The sequence below is a fragment of the Chryseobacterium sp. SIMBA_029 genome (assembly GCF_046535275.1).
Taxonomy (GTDB): domain Bacteria; phylum Bacteroidota; class Bacteroidia; order Flavobacteriales; family Weeksellaceae; genus Chryseobacterium.
The window spans coordinates 1-15093 of record NZ_JAWRXA010000017.1 but is presented as its reverse complement, the minus strand read 5'-3'; the positions used below and the strand labels follow the sequence as shown (position 1 = coordinate 15093).

The 15093-nt window shown below is 36.0% G+C and carries 14 protein-coding genes; 8 read left to right on the top strand and 6 right to left on the bottom strand.

The features are described from left to right. Positions 1–64: 64 nt before the first annotated feature. The 3 genes from SB679_RS22315 to SB679_RS22305 all read left to right on the top strand — a co-directional run bounded on the left by SB679_RS22315 (position 65) and on the right by SB679_RS22305 (position 2458). Positions 65–1195 carry a hypothetical protein gene (locus SB679_RS22315; RefSeq protein ID WP_410704499.1) on the top strand — a complete coding sequence of 377 codons (1131 nt, stop codon included), beginning with the start codon at positions 65–67 and terminating at the stop codon, positions 1193–1195. A gap of 178 nt (positions 1196–1373) precedes the next feature. Beyond that, positions 1374–1823, top strand: coding sequence for a hypothetical protein (locus tag SB679_RS22310; protein WP_410704498.1), 450 nt, complete (start codon positions 1374–1376; stop codon positions 1821–1823). Between the two features lie 125 nt (positions 1824–1948). Beyond that, positions 1949–2458: a ferritin gene (locus SB679_RS22305; RefSeq protein ID WP_410704497.1), complete on the top strand. Its 510-nt coding sequence runs from the start codon at positions 1949–1951 to the stop codon at positions 2456–2458. Positions 2459–2551: 93 nt separating this feature from the next. On the opposite strand, the gene SB679_RS22300 is transcribed toward SB679_RS22305, so the two are convergent. Then, positions 2552–5692, bottom strand: a complete 3141-nt coding sequence (locus tag SB679_RS22300) for a UvrD-helicase domain-containing protein (protein ID WP_410704496.1) — start codon at positions 5690–5692, stop codon at positions 2552–2554. A gap of 182 nt (positions 5693–5874) precedes the next feature. Between SB679_RS22300 and SB679_RS22295 the strand changes: the two genes are divergently transcribed. The 4 genes from SB679_RS22295 (at position 5875) to SB679_RS22280 (ending at position 9095) form a co-directional block, all read left to right on the top strand. Next, positions 5875–6618, top strand: coding sequence for a carboxypeptidase-like regulatory domain-containing protein (locus SB679_RS22295; protein WP_410704495.1), 744 nt, complete (start codon positions 5875–5877; stop codon positions 6616–6618). A 3-nt stretch (positions 6619–6621) separates the two neighbouring features. Next, the gene (locus tag SB679_RS22290) at positions 6622–7434 is read left to right on the top strand and encodes a hypothetical protein (protein WP_410704494.1); all 813 of its coding nucleotides are present in this window, start codon (positions 6622–6624) and stop codon (positions 7432–7434) included. Positions 7435–7460: 26 nt separating this feature from the next. After that, the gene (locus tag SB679_RS22285) at positions 7461–8276 is read left to right on the top strand and encodes a carboxypeptidase regulatory-like domain-containing protein (RefSeq protein WP_410704493.1); all 816 of its coding nucleotides are present in this window, start codon (positions 7461–7463) and stop codon (positions 8274–8276) included. 81 nt (positions 8277–8357) lie between these two features. Then, positions 8358–9095 carry an SIMPL domain-containing protein gene (locus SB679_RS22280; RefSeq protein ID WP_410704492.1) on the top strand — a complete coding sequence of 246 codons (738 nt, stop codon included), beginning with the start codon at positions 8358–8360 and terminating at the stop codon, positions 9093–9095. A 76-nt stretch (positions 9096–9171) separates the two neighbouring features. Here the strand turns inward: SB679_RS22280 and SB679_RS22275 are convergent, their stop codons facing one another. From SB679_RS22275 to SB679_RS22255, 5 genes are read right to left on the bottom strand one after another with little or no spacing between them, the layout of a single operon-like run. Further along, a complete protein-coding gene (locus SB679_RS22275; RefSeq protein WP_410704491.1) occupies positions 9172–9684 on the bottom strand; it encodes a GNAT family N-acetyltransferase in 513 nt (170 codons plus the stop codon). Positions 9685–9686: 2 nt separating this feature from the next. Continuing rightward, positions 9687–9908: a PspC family transcriptional regulator gene (locus tag SB679_RS22270; protein ID WP_034712816.1), complete on the bottom strand. Its 222-nt coding sequence runs from the start codon at positions 9906–9908 to the stop codon at positions 9687–9689. Continuing rightward, the gene (locus tag SB679_RS22265; protein WP_410704490.1) at positions 9901–11175 is read right to left on the bottom strand and encodes a DUF2851 family protein; all 1275 of its coding nucleotides are present in this window, start codon (positions 11173–11175) and stop codon (positions 9901–9903) included. Before SB679_RS22265 ends, SB679_RS22270 begins: the two co-directional genes overlap by 8 nt. A 26-nt stretch (positions 11176–11201) precedes the next feature. Beyond that, on the bottom strand, positions 11202–12350 hold the full coding sequence (gene bshA, locus SB679_RS22260; RefSeq protein ID WP_034712811.1) for an N-acetyl-alpha-D-glucosaminyl L-malate synthase BshA: 1149 nt from the start codon (positions 12348–12350) through the stop codon (positions 11202–11204). A gap of 4 nt (positions 12351–12354) precedes the next feature. Next, entirely contained in the window at positions 12355–14094 is a 1740-nt protein-coding gene (locus SB679_RS22255) for a glycoside hydrolase family 3 protein (protein WP_410704489.1), read from the bottom strand. 115 nt (positions 14095–14209) lie between these two features. On the opposite strand from SB679_RS22255, the gene SB679_RS22250 reads away from it, so the two are divergent. Continuing rightward, positions 14210–14749, top strand: coding sequence for a hypothetical protein (locus tag SB679_RS22250; protein WP_410704488.1), 540 nt, complete (start codon positions 14210–14212; stop codon positions 14747–14749). The last annotated feature ends 344 nt before the right edge of the window (positions 14750–15093 follow it).

The following is a 15093-nucleotide window of genomic DNA, read 5'->3' as shown; positions in this document are numbered from 1 at the left end:
ATTTACATCAAAGAGATAGAATAGAGATATTCTACTATATACTAACCAATTAACGACTATAGAGATGAAAAAAATACTTTTGGGATTTGCATTGAGCCTGGCGACTCTGTCGTTCGCTCAGCAATACCCTAATAACCCTAATAACAACGGTTGGGGAGATAACGGAAATAATAACGGGTATAACGGAGACAACAGCGGATATAACGGAAATAATAACGGATATAACGGAAGCAACGACGGATATAATGGAAGTAACGATGGGTATTACAGCGATCAGGATGATCAAAATTATTTCCCTAATGATTACTACTACAATTATCCACAGGATTATTATCCGCAGGATTATTACCAAAGCTATTACAACGACTACCGAAATAGTATTCTCAATATCAACTGGAATGGCTTTTTTGCCCAAAACAGACTGAATACTTGGCAGATAGACCAGGTGTTAAGACTTAACAATCTGTATGTAAGCTTCTCAAACTGGAATAGCTTCTACAGATACAATCCGGATAGATGGTATTACGATAGATTTTATGCACTGCAAAGAATTTTAGGACCGAGAGTATTCGTTACTTTCCAAAATAATTACTATCATGGATACAGCCCTATTAGATATTTCCAGAATTACAGAACAACCTATTACGCACCAAGATTTAGTGTAATGCCGCGGTATAGAAATGTAAATATCAATGTTTACAGAGTAGATAGAGCAAAATTCAGAGGGGTGAATAATCCGACTTTGAATATCGTGAGAAGAAGTAGCAGAGAAGACAATGGATTCAGAGGTTCTGTAAGAGATAATAATGGCGGAGGTTTCCGGGGAAATAGCAACAATAACAATTCCGGAGTTCGTACCCAGGGAAATAATGGAGTAAGAAATAACGGAAACAACGGAAACAATGGAAATTCAGGAGGGTTCAGAGGGAATAATAATATGAACAGTGGAACCCGAACTGAGAATAACGGAGGTTTTAGAAACGGAAATTCCAGTGATGGAACCAGAGTAGGTGTAAGAACCGGTGGTGGATTCAGAAGCCAGGAAACAAGAAGAGAAAGCATTCCCGTAAGACAGGAAAATAATGGAGGAGGCTTCAGACAACAGCGTTCTGAACATTCAGCTCCAAGACAGCAGCACAATAACAGCGGCGAAAATAGAGGTGGAGGTTTCAGACAACGTTTAGCACGTAATTAATTTTCATATATTATATTTAAGTGGTGTGAAGGACAGATTTTTTTTAGAATCTGTCCTTTTTTATTGAGATATAGTTTTGATAATTAAAATTAACATTTTTTATGAATTATTTGATTTAACTTCTGTTTATATCGATAATCAAATAGATGTATAACAATTAATTAAAAATTTAAGAAAGATGAAAAAGTTAATTTTAGCAATAGCAATGATCGGAATGGGAAGTTTTGCCATGGCGCAACAAATAACTACTCCACAGGATAAACAAGCGAGAAGAGCAGAAATGCAGCAAAAAATGCAGGAAAGAGAACAGGAGCATATGGCACAGATGCAGAAAGATCTCAACCTGAATCAAACTCAGGTTAACCAGATAAAAGCGCTTAATGAAAAAAGAAAAGTTGAAATGAAGGCTACCTTTGATCAGAACAAAGAGAACAGAGAAGCCCAAATGGACCAAATGAAAGCGAAAAGAGCTCAAATGGATGCTGATATGAAAAACATTTTGACACCACAGCAGTATGATAAATGGCAGGCAGACAGAAAAGCTAAAATGGAGCAGAGAAAGCAAGGAATGAAAGACGGAAAAATGATGAGGAAACCAATGAATACGGGAGCAGCTGAGGTAAAATAACAGCTTATAATGTTAGTTTTTTAATGTGTGAAGGATGGAAGTAATTCCATCCTTTTTGTATTAATTTTCATTAAAACTTTTGATTTCGGGGTTTTATTCCATAATTTTGAATATAAATTTTTATTATGGTAAGCGAAAAAATTGCAAAATTAATTAACGAACAAATAGCACACGAACAATACGCCGCACAATATTATCTTTCAATGTCTGCATGGTTTTCAGGAATTGACCTGGACGGAATTGCCAACTATTTCAGAGTTCAGAGCAAAGAAGAACTGATGCACGCAGATAAAATGTTTGATTATTTAAATGATGTAGGAGGTCAGATCATTATCGGAGAAATTGCAAAACCTCCACATGAGTTCGAAAATGCAATTGATATTTTCGAAAAAGCATTACAGCACGAAAAAACGGTAACGAAAAGCATCTTTAATATTGTAAAAAATGCCAACGACGAAGGTGATTTTGCAACGACATCTTTTCTTCAGTGGTTCATCAATGAGCAGGTAGAAGAAGAGGCTAGCGCATCACAGTATGTTACTAAAATCAAAATGGTTTCAGATAACCCGTCTGCATTATACCTTTTTGACCAGGAATTAGCACAGAGAGTTTTCACTCCGGATCCACAGGCATAATATCAGGATTCATTTACATACAAAACCCGCGATTCATTAGAATGGCGGGTTTTTATTTATAATGGATTGATATCTATTGATCAAGAAATAGAGTTACAAATAAATAAGCTGGGTCTTCGAAACCTTTCTTCCCAGGCTTTCCAGAATATTTTTATATCCTTCGATCTGCATTACATCATCTTCTTTTGGCTCTCCGGTTTTAAAATCTACAATCACATGATCTTCTCCATTTTTCAGAATACGGTCAGGTCTGAAGATTCTGCTTTTTCCTCTTACCGTGATCATAATGTCTTTTTCATTGATGACATCCCACTTTTCGTCGAAAAATTCAGCATAGGTGGTGACGATATGCTCTAAGGTCTGCTGAATTTCATTTCTCTCATCCAAAGTGATCAAACCTTCCAGAACATAACTGTCCAGGACCTTAACAATATCTTTTCGGGTATTTATTTTAGATAATAATTCGTGGACGAAGAGACCTATTCTTACCTTTTCAACCCGTACCTGATAGTTTTTCGATGGTGTTGCAATCTTTATCGAAGTACTTTTTTCATTGATATTTTTTAAATTCCGGATGTTTTGGGTTTTAAATGATGAACTCTTATGTTTCGACTGTTTTTTTAACAGCTCAGGATCCACCGGATAAACGTCAAATTCATCTGCTTCACTGGTGTTTTTTTCCTGAAGGAATGCTAACAATTCAAGATTATTTGATGTTTTATTCTGCTTTTGAAGATAAAAGAAAAGCTGCTCAACAGGTCTTGTAGTAGCCACATACTGCAAACATAATCTGTCGATGAGGTTTTTATATGAATTCTGCTTGTTGAATTTTTCAATAGATTCGTCATACACCTCAAGATTTTTACTGAACTGATTGATGTTAACAGATTTCAGAGCATCATTGTTGTCGGTCTCAAACCAATTACTGAACTCGCTGTCCCTGTTTTTATTCATCATAGGAATAAAGACAATAGGAAACTCAAGACCTTTCGATTTGTGAATCGTCATTATCTGAATGGCATCAATGTTTTCTGAAGCCTGAATAGTGTAGGTTGAGGCTTCTTCATCCCAGTATTTTAAAAATTCTTTTGTACTTGCGCCTGCATTTTGGGTGAAATTAAAAAGCATTTCCAGGAAGTTCAGAAGAAAATCAGTTTCCTTGTTTTCAATAGAAAATTCGTTGATGTAATATTCTACAAAATTGTACAGGTTAAACTTCGGAAAGTTGTCCTGTTTTAAATGTAAAGCGTACGTTTCCTGAAGAAACTGAAGAATCTCTTCATGCGTTTCAATTTCCAGAATTTTTTTCATTTCCAGCGTGAAATCTGCCATCTCAACTCTTCCTAACGTATTAAGATGATACATCATCATGATCAGATTCGGCTTGCTTTTAGGATTCATTTCCCATTTCAGAAATTCGATGACCGCCTTTAAGGTATTCGATAGCTCAAGGGTCAATCCTTTATCTGAAATTGTCTTGATATTGGTTTCCCCGCCCTGATACTGTACTTTCAGATTTCCCAGTTTCTGAGAATAACTGAAAATATCGAAGTTTCCACGGCATAAAATTGTAATATCCGAAAATTTAAAACCGTTGTCCAGACTTTCCTGGATATCTTTACGCATCCGTTCGGAAGTATCGTTGTAAAAATCTTCATTGGTAAGATTTTCAATCAGGTTTACTTTTACCCTTCCTGCAATTTTTGACTTTGAATTTTGTTCAGCATCCGTCCCGAAAATATTTTTATGTTCCTCCTCCAGATCCCGGGAATGGTATTGGTATAATTCATTATTAAACTGAACAATATTGGTAGCACTTCGCCAGTTGTCTTTCAGAACCAGAAGATCCGCTTGTTTAGGCGCAAATTCCTTTTTATTGATAATATCCAGCATTAACTTGCTTTCCCCGCCACGAAACCGGTAGATACTCTGTTTAGGGTCTCCGACTAATGTGAAAGAAGTGTTCTCAGACGACACACTATGATCTCTCAACGGAACAAAATTCTGCCACTGAAGTTCTGAAGTATCCTGAAACTCATCAAAAAAGTAATGCTGAAACTGTGAACCTACTTTTTCATAAATAAAAGCGGAAGGTTCATTTCTCAGGTTTTCATTAATCAGGATATTAAATTTTGAAAGCAAAACCAGATCATTTTCCTCTTCAATCTTTTTTAACTCATCCTGAATATCTTTGTTGACCTTTAAAGGAAGAAGAGCAGACAAAATTTTCTCTTTCTTTTGCGTTTCGATATATAAAATAATAAGACGCATCCTGCTTTCAAGGAGCTGCTCTAGAATTTCTAAGATGTCCGGCTCTTTACTTTTTGATTTTGAAGACGCTCCCTTTCTGTAATTATTGACCACAGATTCTTCCTGCGTCGTTGGAAAAGGAAACCCCGGTCTTTTCTGCTGATAAAAATCCAAAACCTTGGTAAAGAATCCTCCAAGCCCATTTTTACCCTGGGCGAAATCTTCAATTTCGATATTTCTGGACTTGAATAAATCTACAGACTGCAAAGCAAGTTCCGTGGATTGTTTTTTATTGGCTACAATTTCTTTCCGAAGCGTATTTTTGATGTCTTCATACGTCGTATCATCAAAACTTTTATTGCTTTTAAGATGTTCATAATGAATATCTTTTACAAACTCTTTTGCTGATCCGTACAGACTCTTGTTGAGGTTGATCCTTTCATTATTCTCCAGGCTGTAATCCACATAATCCATGAAAGAATTGGAGATCGACTCATTTTCACCAATCTGATCAAGCATTTTATCAACCGCTTCGATCAGAAAAGGTTCTGCATCAATTTCAAGGTTAAAGTTTTTTGCCAGTCCCAGCTCATAAGAAAAACTGCGTACCAGCCTTGAATTAAACTTGTCAATCGTTCCGATATTTAAAGTGGAATAATTGTGAAGAACATAATCCAGCAGCTTCTTAGATCGGAGATGAAGTTCATCGATGGTAATTCTTAAGCCTTGTTCTTCAAAAGCTTTCTGTATATTTTTTAGATCTGCATTTTCTGCAAACTGATCAGAAGCAAAATTTCCCAGCCACGATAAAATCCGTTCCTTCATTTCATTGGCTGCCTTATTGGTGAACGTAAGTGCTAAAATGTTCCGGATTGAATGCGGTTGGTTCGGATAACGTAGACAGATCATCAAAAGCCGCTGTACAAGGGCATAGGTTTTCCCTGAACCCGCAGAAGCATTGATCACTGTATAAGAATTTTGCATTGTTTTAATAGAATTGAGACTGCAATTTAGCTAAAATTTAAGTGGGATTTTAACAATTTGGGCCGGCTCTTTAACAGTTTTAGAATCAAAAATTAAAAATAAATCCTAAAACAAGTTAACTGAGGTTAAACTTATGATTACATTTAAAAATAATTTTAGCTTTGCTTTATTAAAAACTGCCCGTGAAAATTAAATTATTCTTTCTTTTATGTACAATTTTTTTTATCAATCTGAATGCCCAAAGCTATATTTTTGGGCGGGTCACCACTGAAGATGGCGCCGAGATGGCGGATGTTGCCGTCATTAATATAAGAACGGACGAAATGGTGGCATCTAACCAGGACGGACACTTTATGCTTTCAGGAAGAGCAGGGGATGAGCTGCGCTTTATAAAAGCCGGCTATGAACGTATGATGAAAAAAGTATCCAAAGAAAATATAGAGTCCCCTTTAAACGTTAGTCTCGCAAGAACAACCATATTGATTCCCGAGGTTGAAGTGAAGAAAGGGATTACCGGAAATTTGAGGGTAGATTCCAAAAACCTCAATAAACCAAAAGTGGAGAAACTTACGAAAGAGATAGACCGCTACATTGCTCAGAAATCAGATCCAAGGATATTGGCAGCACAGCCTGGCGAATTTGTGCAGCCTAAAGGACAAGGCTTTTCAATTGGAAAAGTGAAAGACCAATGGGATGATACAGATTTTGTAACCTACATTCGAAGTGCTTTGGGTGACGAATATTTTATCCATCTTAAAATAGAAAAACCCCTTATAGATCATTTTATTTATTACGTGCTGGCGGGAGGTTTTGAAAGGAAAAAAATCTTGAAATATGGATTTTGCAGTGATGCAGACCTCTATAGGTTTCAGCGTTTTGTGCTGACCAGAATTTCTTCTTACCGTGCTCCACAAACCCAAAGATAGGCGATGATGAGAAAGTATATCAGACAAAGCCTGTATGCAGTTCCTTGTTTTATTTTTGCAGACATATGGTCGCAGCAAAAGATTACAGGAAGCATTATAGACAATAATGGAAGTTCAACTCTGAATTCTGTCTTAGTGGTGAATATTTCCAATCATACAAGTACATTCAGTAATACTTCCGGAAATTTTGTAATTGATGCTGATGAAAATGACGAGCTTAGATTTGTAAAGGAAGGCTATTATCGTGTTGATAGGAAAATAACCAAGGAAGATATCAGAAGTCCATTACTAATTGTTCTGCCTCATGCCGAAATCCTGATTCCTGAAGTAAAGATTAAGTACCAGCCTACAGGAAACCTTGAAAAAGATAGCAAACATCTTGATGAGTCAAGAAGAATAGCCTCTTTAAAATCTGATTTGGATGATTATATGAGAAGCCCTCTCAATGAACCGCTGCCGAAAAATACGATCCCGAAACAATTTGGAGGTCATGACTTTTCAGCAGGACAAGGAGATGCATTAGGAGCTCTCGGTCTTGTAGTAAATTTGATTAAAAAATCAGGCAAGCCTAAGATCACGAAAGCTGATTATAATGAGACTCAAAATTTTATTAAAAGAGTAAAGGAAGAAATGAATCTTGATTTTCTCAGGAGATATGGAATGGGTGATGAACAGATAGACCGTTTTTTACTCTATGCCAATGACACCAAAAAACTTGCAAAATTATATAGAAAAGATTTTAATGTGGCAGCCATAGAATTTGAATTGAAAGCAGCATTTCAGGAGTATAAAAAGACGAATAAACTCGAAGGCTAAACAATAAAGAACATAAAAAATATACATTGAATTTCAAAAGCAGATACAGATATGCACTCACCGGAAAAATAGTTTTTCTTTTCCTGGTCTTTCTGTTTATGCATTTGTTTTCACAGCAAACCGTCACAGGGAGAATTGTGGATAATGACGGAATCAATTTGAGTGGTGTTATCATTATCAATATGGCTACCGATCATAAAACCTATTCGAATGCTGAAGGGGCATTTTCTATTGAAGCTTCGCAAAATGACGAGTTGAGATTTGTCAAAGAAGATTTCGGAAGAGTTTCTACAAGAGTTCTGACGGATGGTAATAATCCTCCGTTATTAGTCAGCCTTATCCCGATTCCAAAAGAGATAGAAGAGGTACAGATCGTCAAAAGGCTTACAGGTGACCTGTCAACAGATTCCAGAATTGTGGCGAAGATAGATAAAGGAGAAATCGTTCAACAGGCAGTTGGGCTTCCACAACCCATTGGAAAAATGAGGGAAAAACCTGCAGAAGTAAAAAGCGTGTTGCTGCCAATGCTTTTGGGAAGTCTTAATGTTCAGGGAGTGTATGATCTCATCAGCGGAAAAGCCCGAAAGCAAAAACGGCAATATAAATACGATGATCTTCAGGAACATATTTCCTGGATTAAAAATAGAGTAGACGAAGACTATTTTACACAGGCAGGTATTCCTGCAGAGAGAATCTCAGAGTTTATAGAATTTTCATTTCTTGTTAAACCTCAGGTAAGAACCTATGTGAAGGCTAAAAATTTGTCTGGAGTCCTGCTGAGGCTGGAAGAAACGATACCATTGTATGTAGATCGCTTACAACATTCCGGGAAGTCAGAATAATGTTAAAAAAATCTTAAAATTTCGGAACGGAAATTGATGTACTTTCTGTGAAAAATTAAATCACCCCAATTCACCAATTTTATGAATAAAAGCAGTATTATCACCGTTGCCATTGGAGCATTAGGATTTGTACTCGGTCTCGGTCTCCTTGGAAATGCCATAAAAAACAGGAATAAATCTGAAAACACCATTTCTGTAACCGGTTTAGGAACAAAGCATTTTACAGCCGACCTTATCACCTGGTCCGGAAGCTTTTCGAAGAATAATATGGACCTGAAATCAGCCTATGATGAATTGGCAATGGACAGAAAAGTAATCAACGACTATCTTGTTTCAAAGGGGATCAAGCAGAATGAGATTGTATTTTCTTCCGTAGATATTCAAAAACAATTCAGAAATTACAATGATGCCAACGGGAACAATATTCAGGGAGAATTTTCGGGATATAATTTAACCCAGAAAGTTTCCATTGAAAGTAAAGAAGTGGCTAAAATTGAAAACGTTTCCAGAAATATTACAGAGATCATCAACCGCGGCATTGAATTCACCTCTTCATCGCCATCTTACTTTTACACAAAATTATCTACCGTTAAGCAGGAAATGATTGCCGGTGCGACAAAAGATGCTAAAGAACGTGCAGAGAAAATTGCGGAGAACTCCGGAAGCAGTTTAGGCCACCTTAAAAAGGCAACGATGGGTGTAGTGCAGATTACAGCTCCTAATTCTAACGAAGATTATTCGTACGGAGGAACGTTCAATACGTCTTCCAAAGAGAAGGAAGCCAGTATTACTATCAAACTGGAATATGAAGTTAACTGATGTTTAGTACATCGAGCAGGTTTTCATCAAAATAAATACAAAAAAGAAAAAGTCAGAGCAATCTGACTTTTTTATGTTAATGATAAACGATATCGTAAATCTCGTCTTTGATGATGTTGAGGTTTTCAGGAGAATAATTAGCCAGCAGCCAAAGATCTAAAGGTTTCTTCCCTTCGCCGTAACTGGGCTGTATATGGGCTTCATCAATCAGTCTGAATCCATTTCTCTGATAAAAAGCATACCGTCTTTTGGCATCTTCGTCCAGATGTTCAGGCTCTATTTCTAAAATAATCCTCGGATAATTGTCAAATAAATAGCCTGTAATATGCGAGCCTAATTTCTGGCTTCTGAATTCCGCAAACACTTCAAAATGTTCTACGAAAACATAATTGCTGAGTTCCCAGATGATTAGATATCCAATTGTTTTAGATTCGTGAAGGACCGAAATAATCTTCACATGGGGATTCGAAAATAAATCCACGAATTGGTTCCAGTCTCTTCTTTCATCTTCAGGAAAGGTGCTGGAGTAAGAGTTGTATATTTCCTGAACTCTATAATCCTCTGATGAGGTGATCTGTAAAAATTCCATAATTATAAGTCAAAAACGCTGGGTCTTCTTGTGATGAAAATGTCTTTAATCCAAAGAGTAAAAGCAAGTCCCAGATAAATTAAAAAGAAAAAGCCAGCCGTGGCAAAAGTTGAATAGATAAAGAATACCCGTAATTTAGACACAGGGATCCCCAGTTTAGCGCCCATTCTCGTAAGAACACCAAACCATTCTCTTTCCATTTTATGGCGGATATTATCAAACATTTGAAGATTCTTTTAAAATTTTAAATCCAATACTGCAATGTAAGCAATTTTTTTCTTCACAGAAACTTTTGTAATGATAAATAAGACTCTGGCTTTCTAACGCAGTGGGAATAGATGTACCCAGGTTTTTCCAGTTTTTGGTCACTGAATTTTTTTCGGCAGCAATCGTTCGGTAAAAACTGATGATCTCCTCCGAAATTTCTTCATGATGATATTTATGATAGGTATATTTTAAGGGAAGAATCGTGTTAAGAATAATAAGATCCACAAAATCTTTGCTTACTACCTTGGGATAATTACTGTTCGATATTTTTCCGAAATTAAAATGATTATCCCAATATTCGGAAGCGCTGCTGTCTTTAAAAATAGAAAATAATTCCTCCGAATTTTTTGCAGTGATCACTTTAGAAAATATATTTTGCTGCTGATGGTAAAGGTTTGCCAGTTGAGAAAGCCGGATCGTAGGAAAATTAGGTGGACGTAATCTCAAAAATTTAGGATGAAAATGTAAATCGAGAATATTGAACTTTGCTTTGATAAAAGTAAATTCTCTTTTCCAGATTTTTATCTGCTCATCTTCATCAGTTTCGAGCCATCCTGAAATTCCAAATAACAAAGCTTCCAGCTGATATGGGTTTTGCCGGATTTTATTAATAACACTGAAATCAACACTTTCAGCGATCTGCCGGAAAATATGGGAATTCACTTTTAGTCCGAAAGAATATGCTAAACTATGGAATAGAACCGCTTCAAAGTTATTTTTATACTGTTTCAGACTCTGCTCAAATTCCATGGATTTTTCTTCCAGTTTTCTTAGAATATTTCCCTCATGAAAATTGACTGGGATTTTTTTCGAATCAAAAATACGTTCACAGGGAATGAATTGGTTTTCACCGGAAAGTTTCTCGTATTTCCAGAGAATATTTTCATCGATGTAGTCTTTAAGCTCCAGTGTTGGGATATTATTGATGGTAAACTCATCAATAGAAGTGTCGTTGTGGAAAACGACGTGAAGAATAATATTTTTGTAGTTGGGATCTGTAGAGTGGTTATGGAAAATCCAGTCGGAGGCTTTTACATGAAGCTCAATATTTCCAGCCAGTATTACATTATTGAATTTGATTTTTCCCGTTAAAAAATCCGGGCCGGCATCCGAGTTCCATTTTCCAAACTCTAGTATTTCAACGGAATTCCCTTCAATATCTTTGAAGTCAAAATGTTTGAAAACCTTATAGTTCCAAAGATATTGAAGTAGTTTTTCCGTCATAAGTGACGATAAATATAATAGAAATATTATACTTTCGACACCTCCTTTTTAAAATTTTCGATGGTCGTTCTATACATTTCTTCATAAATAGGAAGAATGTTTTTCAAATCGAATTTTATAGCCTGTTCTTTCGCATTTATTTTCATTTTGGCTAAAAGTTCATCGTTGCTTAGTAGCTTAATGGTATAATTACTCATTGCTTCTACATTTCCGATTTCTGCCAAAAATCCTGTTTCCCCCTGAATGTTCACTTCCGGAATTCCGCCTGCATTAGAACTGATAACCGGAGTATAAGCGGCCATAGCTTCAAGTGCCGCAAGACCGAAGCTTTCCTGCTCCGAAGGAAGTAGAAATACATCTGAAAGCTGTAAAATTTTATACAGATCATTAACTTTTCCTAAAAGACGGATTTTGGAGATCAGATCTGGATTTTCTTCCAAAAACTGATTGATCTTTTCCATGTCCGGGCCTTCACCGATAATGATCAGTTTCGATTTTACTTTTTTCTCCACATTTTTAAAGATCTGCAATACTTCTTCCACACGTTTTACCGGACGTAAATTGGAAACGTGGATCAGTATTTTTTCATCCGGACTGGCAAACTGCGTTCTCTGGCATTCATCACAGTCATCAAACTCAGAATTATCAATAAAATTAGTAATTACCTGAATCTCCTTTTTGATGTGGAAAAACTGCAGGGTATCTTTTTTTAAGCTTTCGGAAACAGAAGTAATTGCATCTGATTTATTAATAGAAAATTCTACCGCATGCTTATAGCTCGGGTGCTGTCCTACCAGCGTAATATCCGTCCCGTGAAGGGTCGTAACCAAAGGAATGTCATTGTTGTCTTCCATAAGCATTTGCTTCGCTGTAAAAGCTGCATATGCATAAGGAATAGCATAATGAGCGTGAAGTAAATCCAGCTTATAAAGATTAACGACCCGGTAGATCATTGAACTTAATGCAATATCATAAGGCTGATACTGGAAAAGCGGATACGTCTGGACATTCACTCTATGGAAAAAAATATTCGGATTCGTGATATCCAGTCTTGCAGGAAGTGCGGAGCTTATGAAATGTACTTCATAACCTTTGTTGGCAAGAGACATTCCTAATTCTGTTGCTACGATTCCGCTTCCGCCGTATGTTGGATAGCAAAGTATGCCTATTTTCATTAGATTACTGTTGTTTTGATGTTGTGAAAACTGTTGAGTTCATATTGGTGGTGCTGGCAGAAGCCGGATTGAGATCCATGCCTATTCCTGCTTTCAGCTGGTCATTGACAAGGACAGGAAGTCTGCCCCATATTTTTGTTTTTCCGTTAAGAGCATCTGCTGTTGCAGTCATTGAGTCGTCATTATTTTCATAAGAAACGAGAACGGTTGAAACGTTTGAAATATCGATGTCTTTTAAAGCATAAGCGCTTCCGAAAACATTCAGGATAATATTTTGATTTTTTGTTAATTCAGATAGAATCTTCTTTGATTCAGCTGATATTTTATAAGGTTTGTACGCTGTAGAATTATCTTTATGCAAGCCTACAATCACTGTTGAGTTAGCTGGGATTGTACTAATTTCATTGGCTTTTTTGATAATTACAGCTGCCCCCAGTTGATTGGCAAAAGCTTGATAAGGAGCTTCTTCTAGCGGAACGTAATAGACTTGTTTTCCGGTAAGAGGAAGCAGTTTTTTGTCGTCTTTCAGTAAAGTCAGTGCATTGGAATACAGATTTTGAACCAAAACTTTATGAGAGTTATTGTTCAGATCATTATTAACGTTTTCAGGATTGTTGGGATTATAGTGATCTAATCCTAAAAAATATTTTGTCAATAAGATTTTCTTAACACTTTCTTCCACTCGCGATTGAGGAATTTCTTTATTGTCAATCGCTTTCTGAATTAATTTTTTCCCATCAGCAACCCCTTGTGAAAACAGCATGATATCATTTCCTGCTTTAAAAGCCATTGCATCCAGTTCACCGGGTTTAAATTTATTGGCAACAGCACCCATATTTAATGCATCAGTGATGATAAGGCCTTTATATCCCAGTTTCTCTTTCAATAACCCTGTAATGATGTTTTTCGAAACCGAAGCAGGAATTCCTTTAGCGGGTTCCAAACTCGGTACATAGAGATGAGCTACCATAACACCACCGATTCCTTTATCCATTAATGCTTTGAAGGGTGCTAATTCTATGCTGTTAAGTCTGTCCAAACTGTGGGAAACTACCGGAAGGTCAAGATGTGAATCTGTGCTGGTATCACCATGTCCCGGAAAATGTTTTATGGCCGCAAGGATATTGTTATTCTGAAGACCGTTTGAATAGGATAGGGCAGAACTAATTACATTATCCACTTCTGAACCGAAACTTCTGTTTCCAATAATCGGATTGTTGGGATTGGTATTAACATCAACTACTGGCGCAAAATCCCAATTAATGCCCATTCTATGGCAGTCTTCGGCTATTTTGGCAGACATCTGCTCAATTAGATTTTTGTCTTGTATAGCTCCTAAAGTCATAGCCCAGGGAAACTTATGAGCGGCAGCAATTCTTTGGTAAAGGCCCCATTCTGCATCCATTCCGATGATTAACGGAACTTTGGATTTTTGCTGGAATTCATTAACAAGGTTAATTTCTCTTGCCGCATCATCCTGCATCAGGATTAATCCCCCGATTTTATCATTAACAACGATGTTTCTGATCTGGCTGATGTGGTTTTCGTCTTTATTGGTATATAATGCTACAATAAATAACTGACCCAGTTTTTCGTCCTGTGAAAGGGACTTGTATGTTTTATCAACCCATTGATGAGCCTTTTTTATATCTTCTTTAGAGAGGTTTTTAGGCTGATATTGGGCGGTAATAGCTGAACTTATAAATAAAAAAATAAAGAGGGAAGTATATGATAATTTCTTCATGATTTTTTGAATAAGAACAAAAATACAACTAAAAAAATGATGAAAACAATGTTTTTAAGTTTTTTGGTATATGTTTTGAATATGCTTTATGTATAATAACTAAACTTTTATAAAAATGAAAAAAATTCTTCCATTTTTACTTATGGCTTTTGTAGGTCTTTTTGCTTACAGTTGCGACAATAATGACGATGTAACGCCAGTAAATACTGTGGATTACGATACATATTCAGTAGCATACGATATCGCGCCTAGTTTTACCAAGGTAAGTGATAATCTTTATAGATACACGGATGATTTTAATAATCCTCTTGTAGAGTCTGATGTAGTATTAATCTACATGCAGAATGGAACTGATGGAGGATCACCGGTTTGGAAACTTCTTCCTTATACTTATTATGTAGGAAATGCAAATAATGATTCTGTTGATTATCTATTTGATTTCAGCAAATTTGCCATCACAATTAATATCAATTCTACTCCAACATTAAGTTTAACGGCAAATCCGACTTATTATCAGGGAAAAAAATTCAGAGTGGTTGTAGTTCCTGCAAAAACAGGTACAAGCAAAAATGCAGCTGCTGCTGTAGATTATGCTGATTATAACAGTGTAATTAAATATTACCATATCGACGAGTCTAAAATCAAGACGAAGTAAATAAGAAATATCTTTTCAGTTTTTTATAATTAAAAAAGCTCCGGGAGAAATCCTGGGGCTTTTGCTTTTACAATAAATGAAACTCTTGCAGAAGAGCTTTAAATAATAAACTTATTTATGCTTTGTATTTTAAACACAAAAGTCATAAAGTTTTTTGAATACTTAAATTTAACAAAGCTTTGAAAATAAGTTCACTAAGCTCACATAAGTTTTTAAAAAAAATCAAATATTTTTTTCTTTAAGTGTACTTTTTTTATTTTAAATAAGCTGACTAGTCCTGAAACTCCGATACAGATTAAAGGACAAAAATAAATAATTAAACCAGAGCAAATTTGTTTTTGCTT

Bases quoted from the DNA above. Each gene is read 5' to 3' on its own strand.
- SB679_RS22305 (WP_410704497.1), top strand. From the start codon at position 1,949: ATGGTAAGCGAAAAAATTGCAAAATTAATTAACGAACAAATAGCACAC.
- SB679_RS22270 (WP_034712816.1), bottom strand. From the start codon at position 9,908: ATGTTTGATAATATCCGCCATAAAATGGAAAGAGAATGGTTTGGTGTT.
- SB679_RS22275 (WP_410704491.1), bottom strand. From the start codon at position 9,684: ATGGAATTTTTACAGATCACCTCATCAGAGGATTATAGAGTTCAGGAA.
- SB679_RS22310 (WP_410704498.1), top strand. From the start codon at position 1,374: ATGAAAAAGTTAATTTTAGCAATAGCAATGATCGGAATGGGAAGTTTT.
- SB679_RS22255 (WP_410704489.1), bottom strand. From the start codon at position 14,094: ATGAAGAAATTATCATATACTTCCCTCTTTATTTTTTTATTTATAAGT.
- SB679_RS22290 (WP_410704494.1), top strand. From the start codon at position 6,622: ATGATGAGAAAGTATATCAGACAAAGCCTGTATGCAGTTCCTTGTTTT.
- SB679_RS22280 (WP_410704492.1), top strand. From the start codon at position 8,358: ATGAATAAAAGCAGTATTATCACCGTTGCCATTGGAGCATTAGGATTT.
- SB679_RS22250 (WP_410704488.1), top strand. From the start codon at position 14,210: ATGAAAAAAATTCTTCCATTTTTACTTATGGCTTTTGTAGGTCTTTTT.
- bshA (WP_034712811.1), bottom strand. From the start codon at position 12,350: ATGAAAATAGGCATACTTTGCTATCCAACATACGGCGGAAGCGGAATC.
- SB679_RS22315 (WP_410704499.1), top strand. From the start codon at position 65: ATGAAAAAAATACTTTTGGGATTTGCATTGAGCCTGGCGACTCTGTCG.
- SB679_RS22300 (WP_410704496.1), bottom strand. From the start codon at position 5,692: ATGCAAAATTCTTATACAGTGATCAATGCTTCTGCGGGTTCAGGGAAA.
- SB679_RS22265 (WP_410704490.1), bottom strand. From the start codon at position 11,175: ATGACGGAAAAACTACTTCAATATCTTTGGAACTATAAGGTTTTCAAA.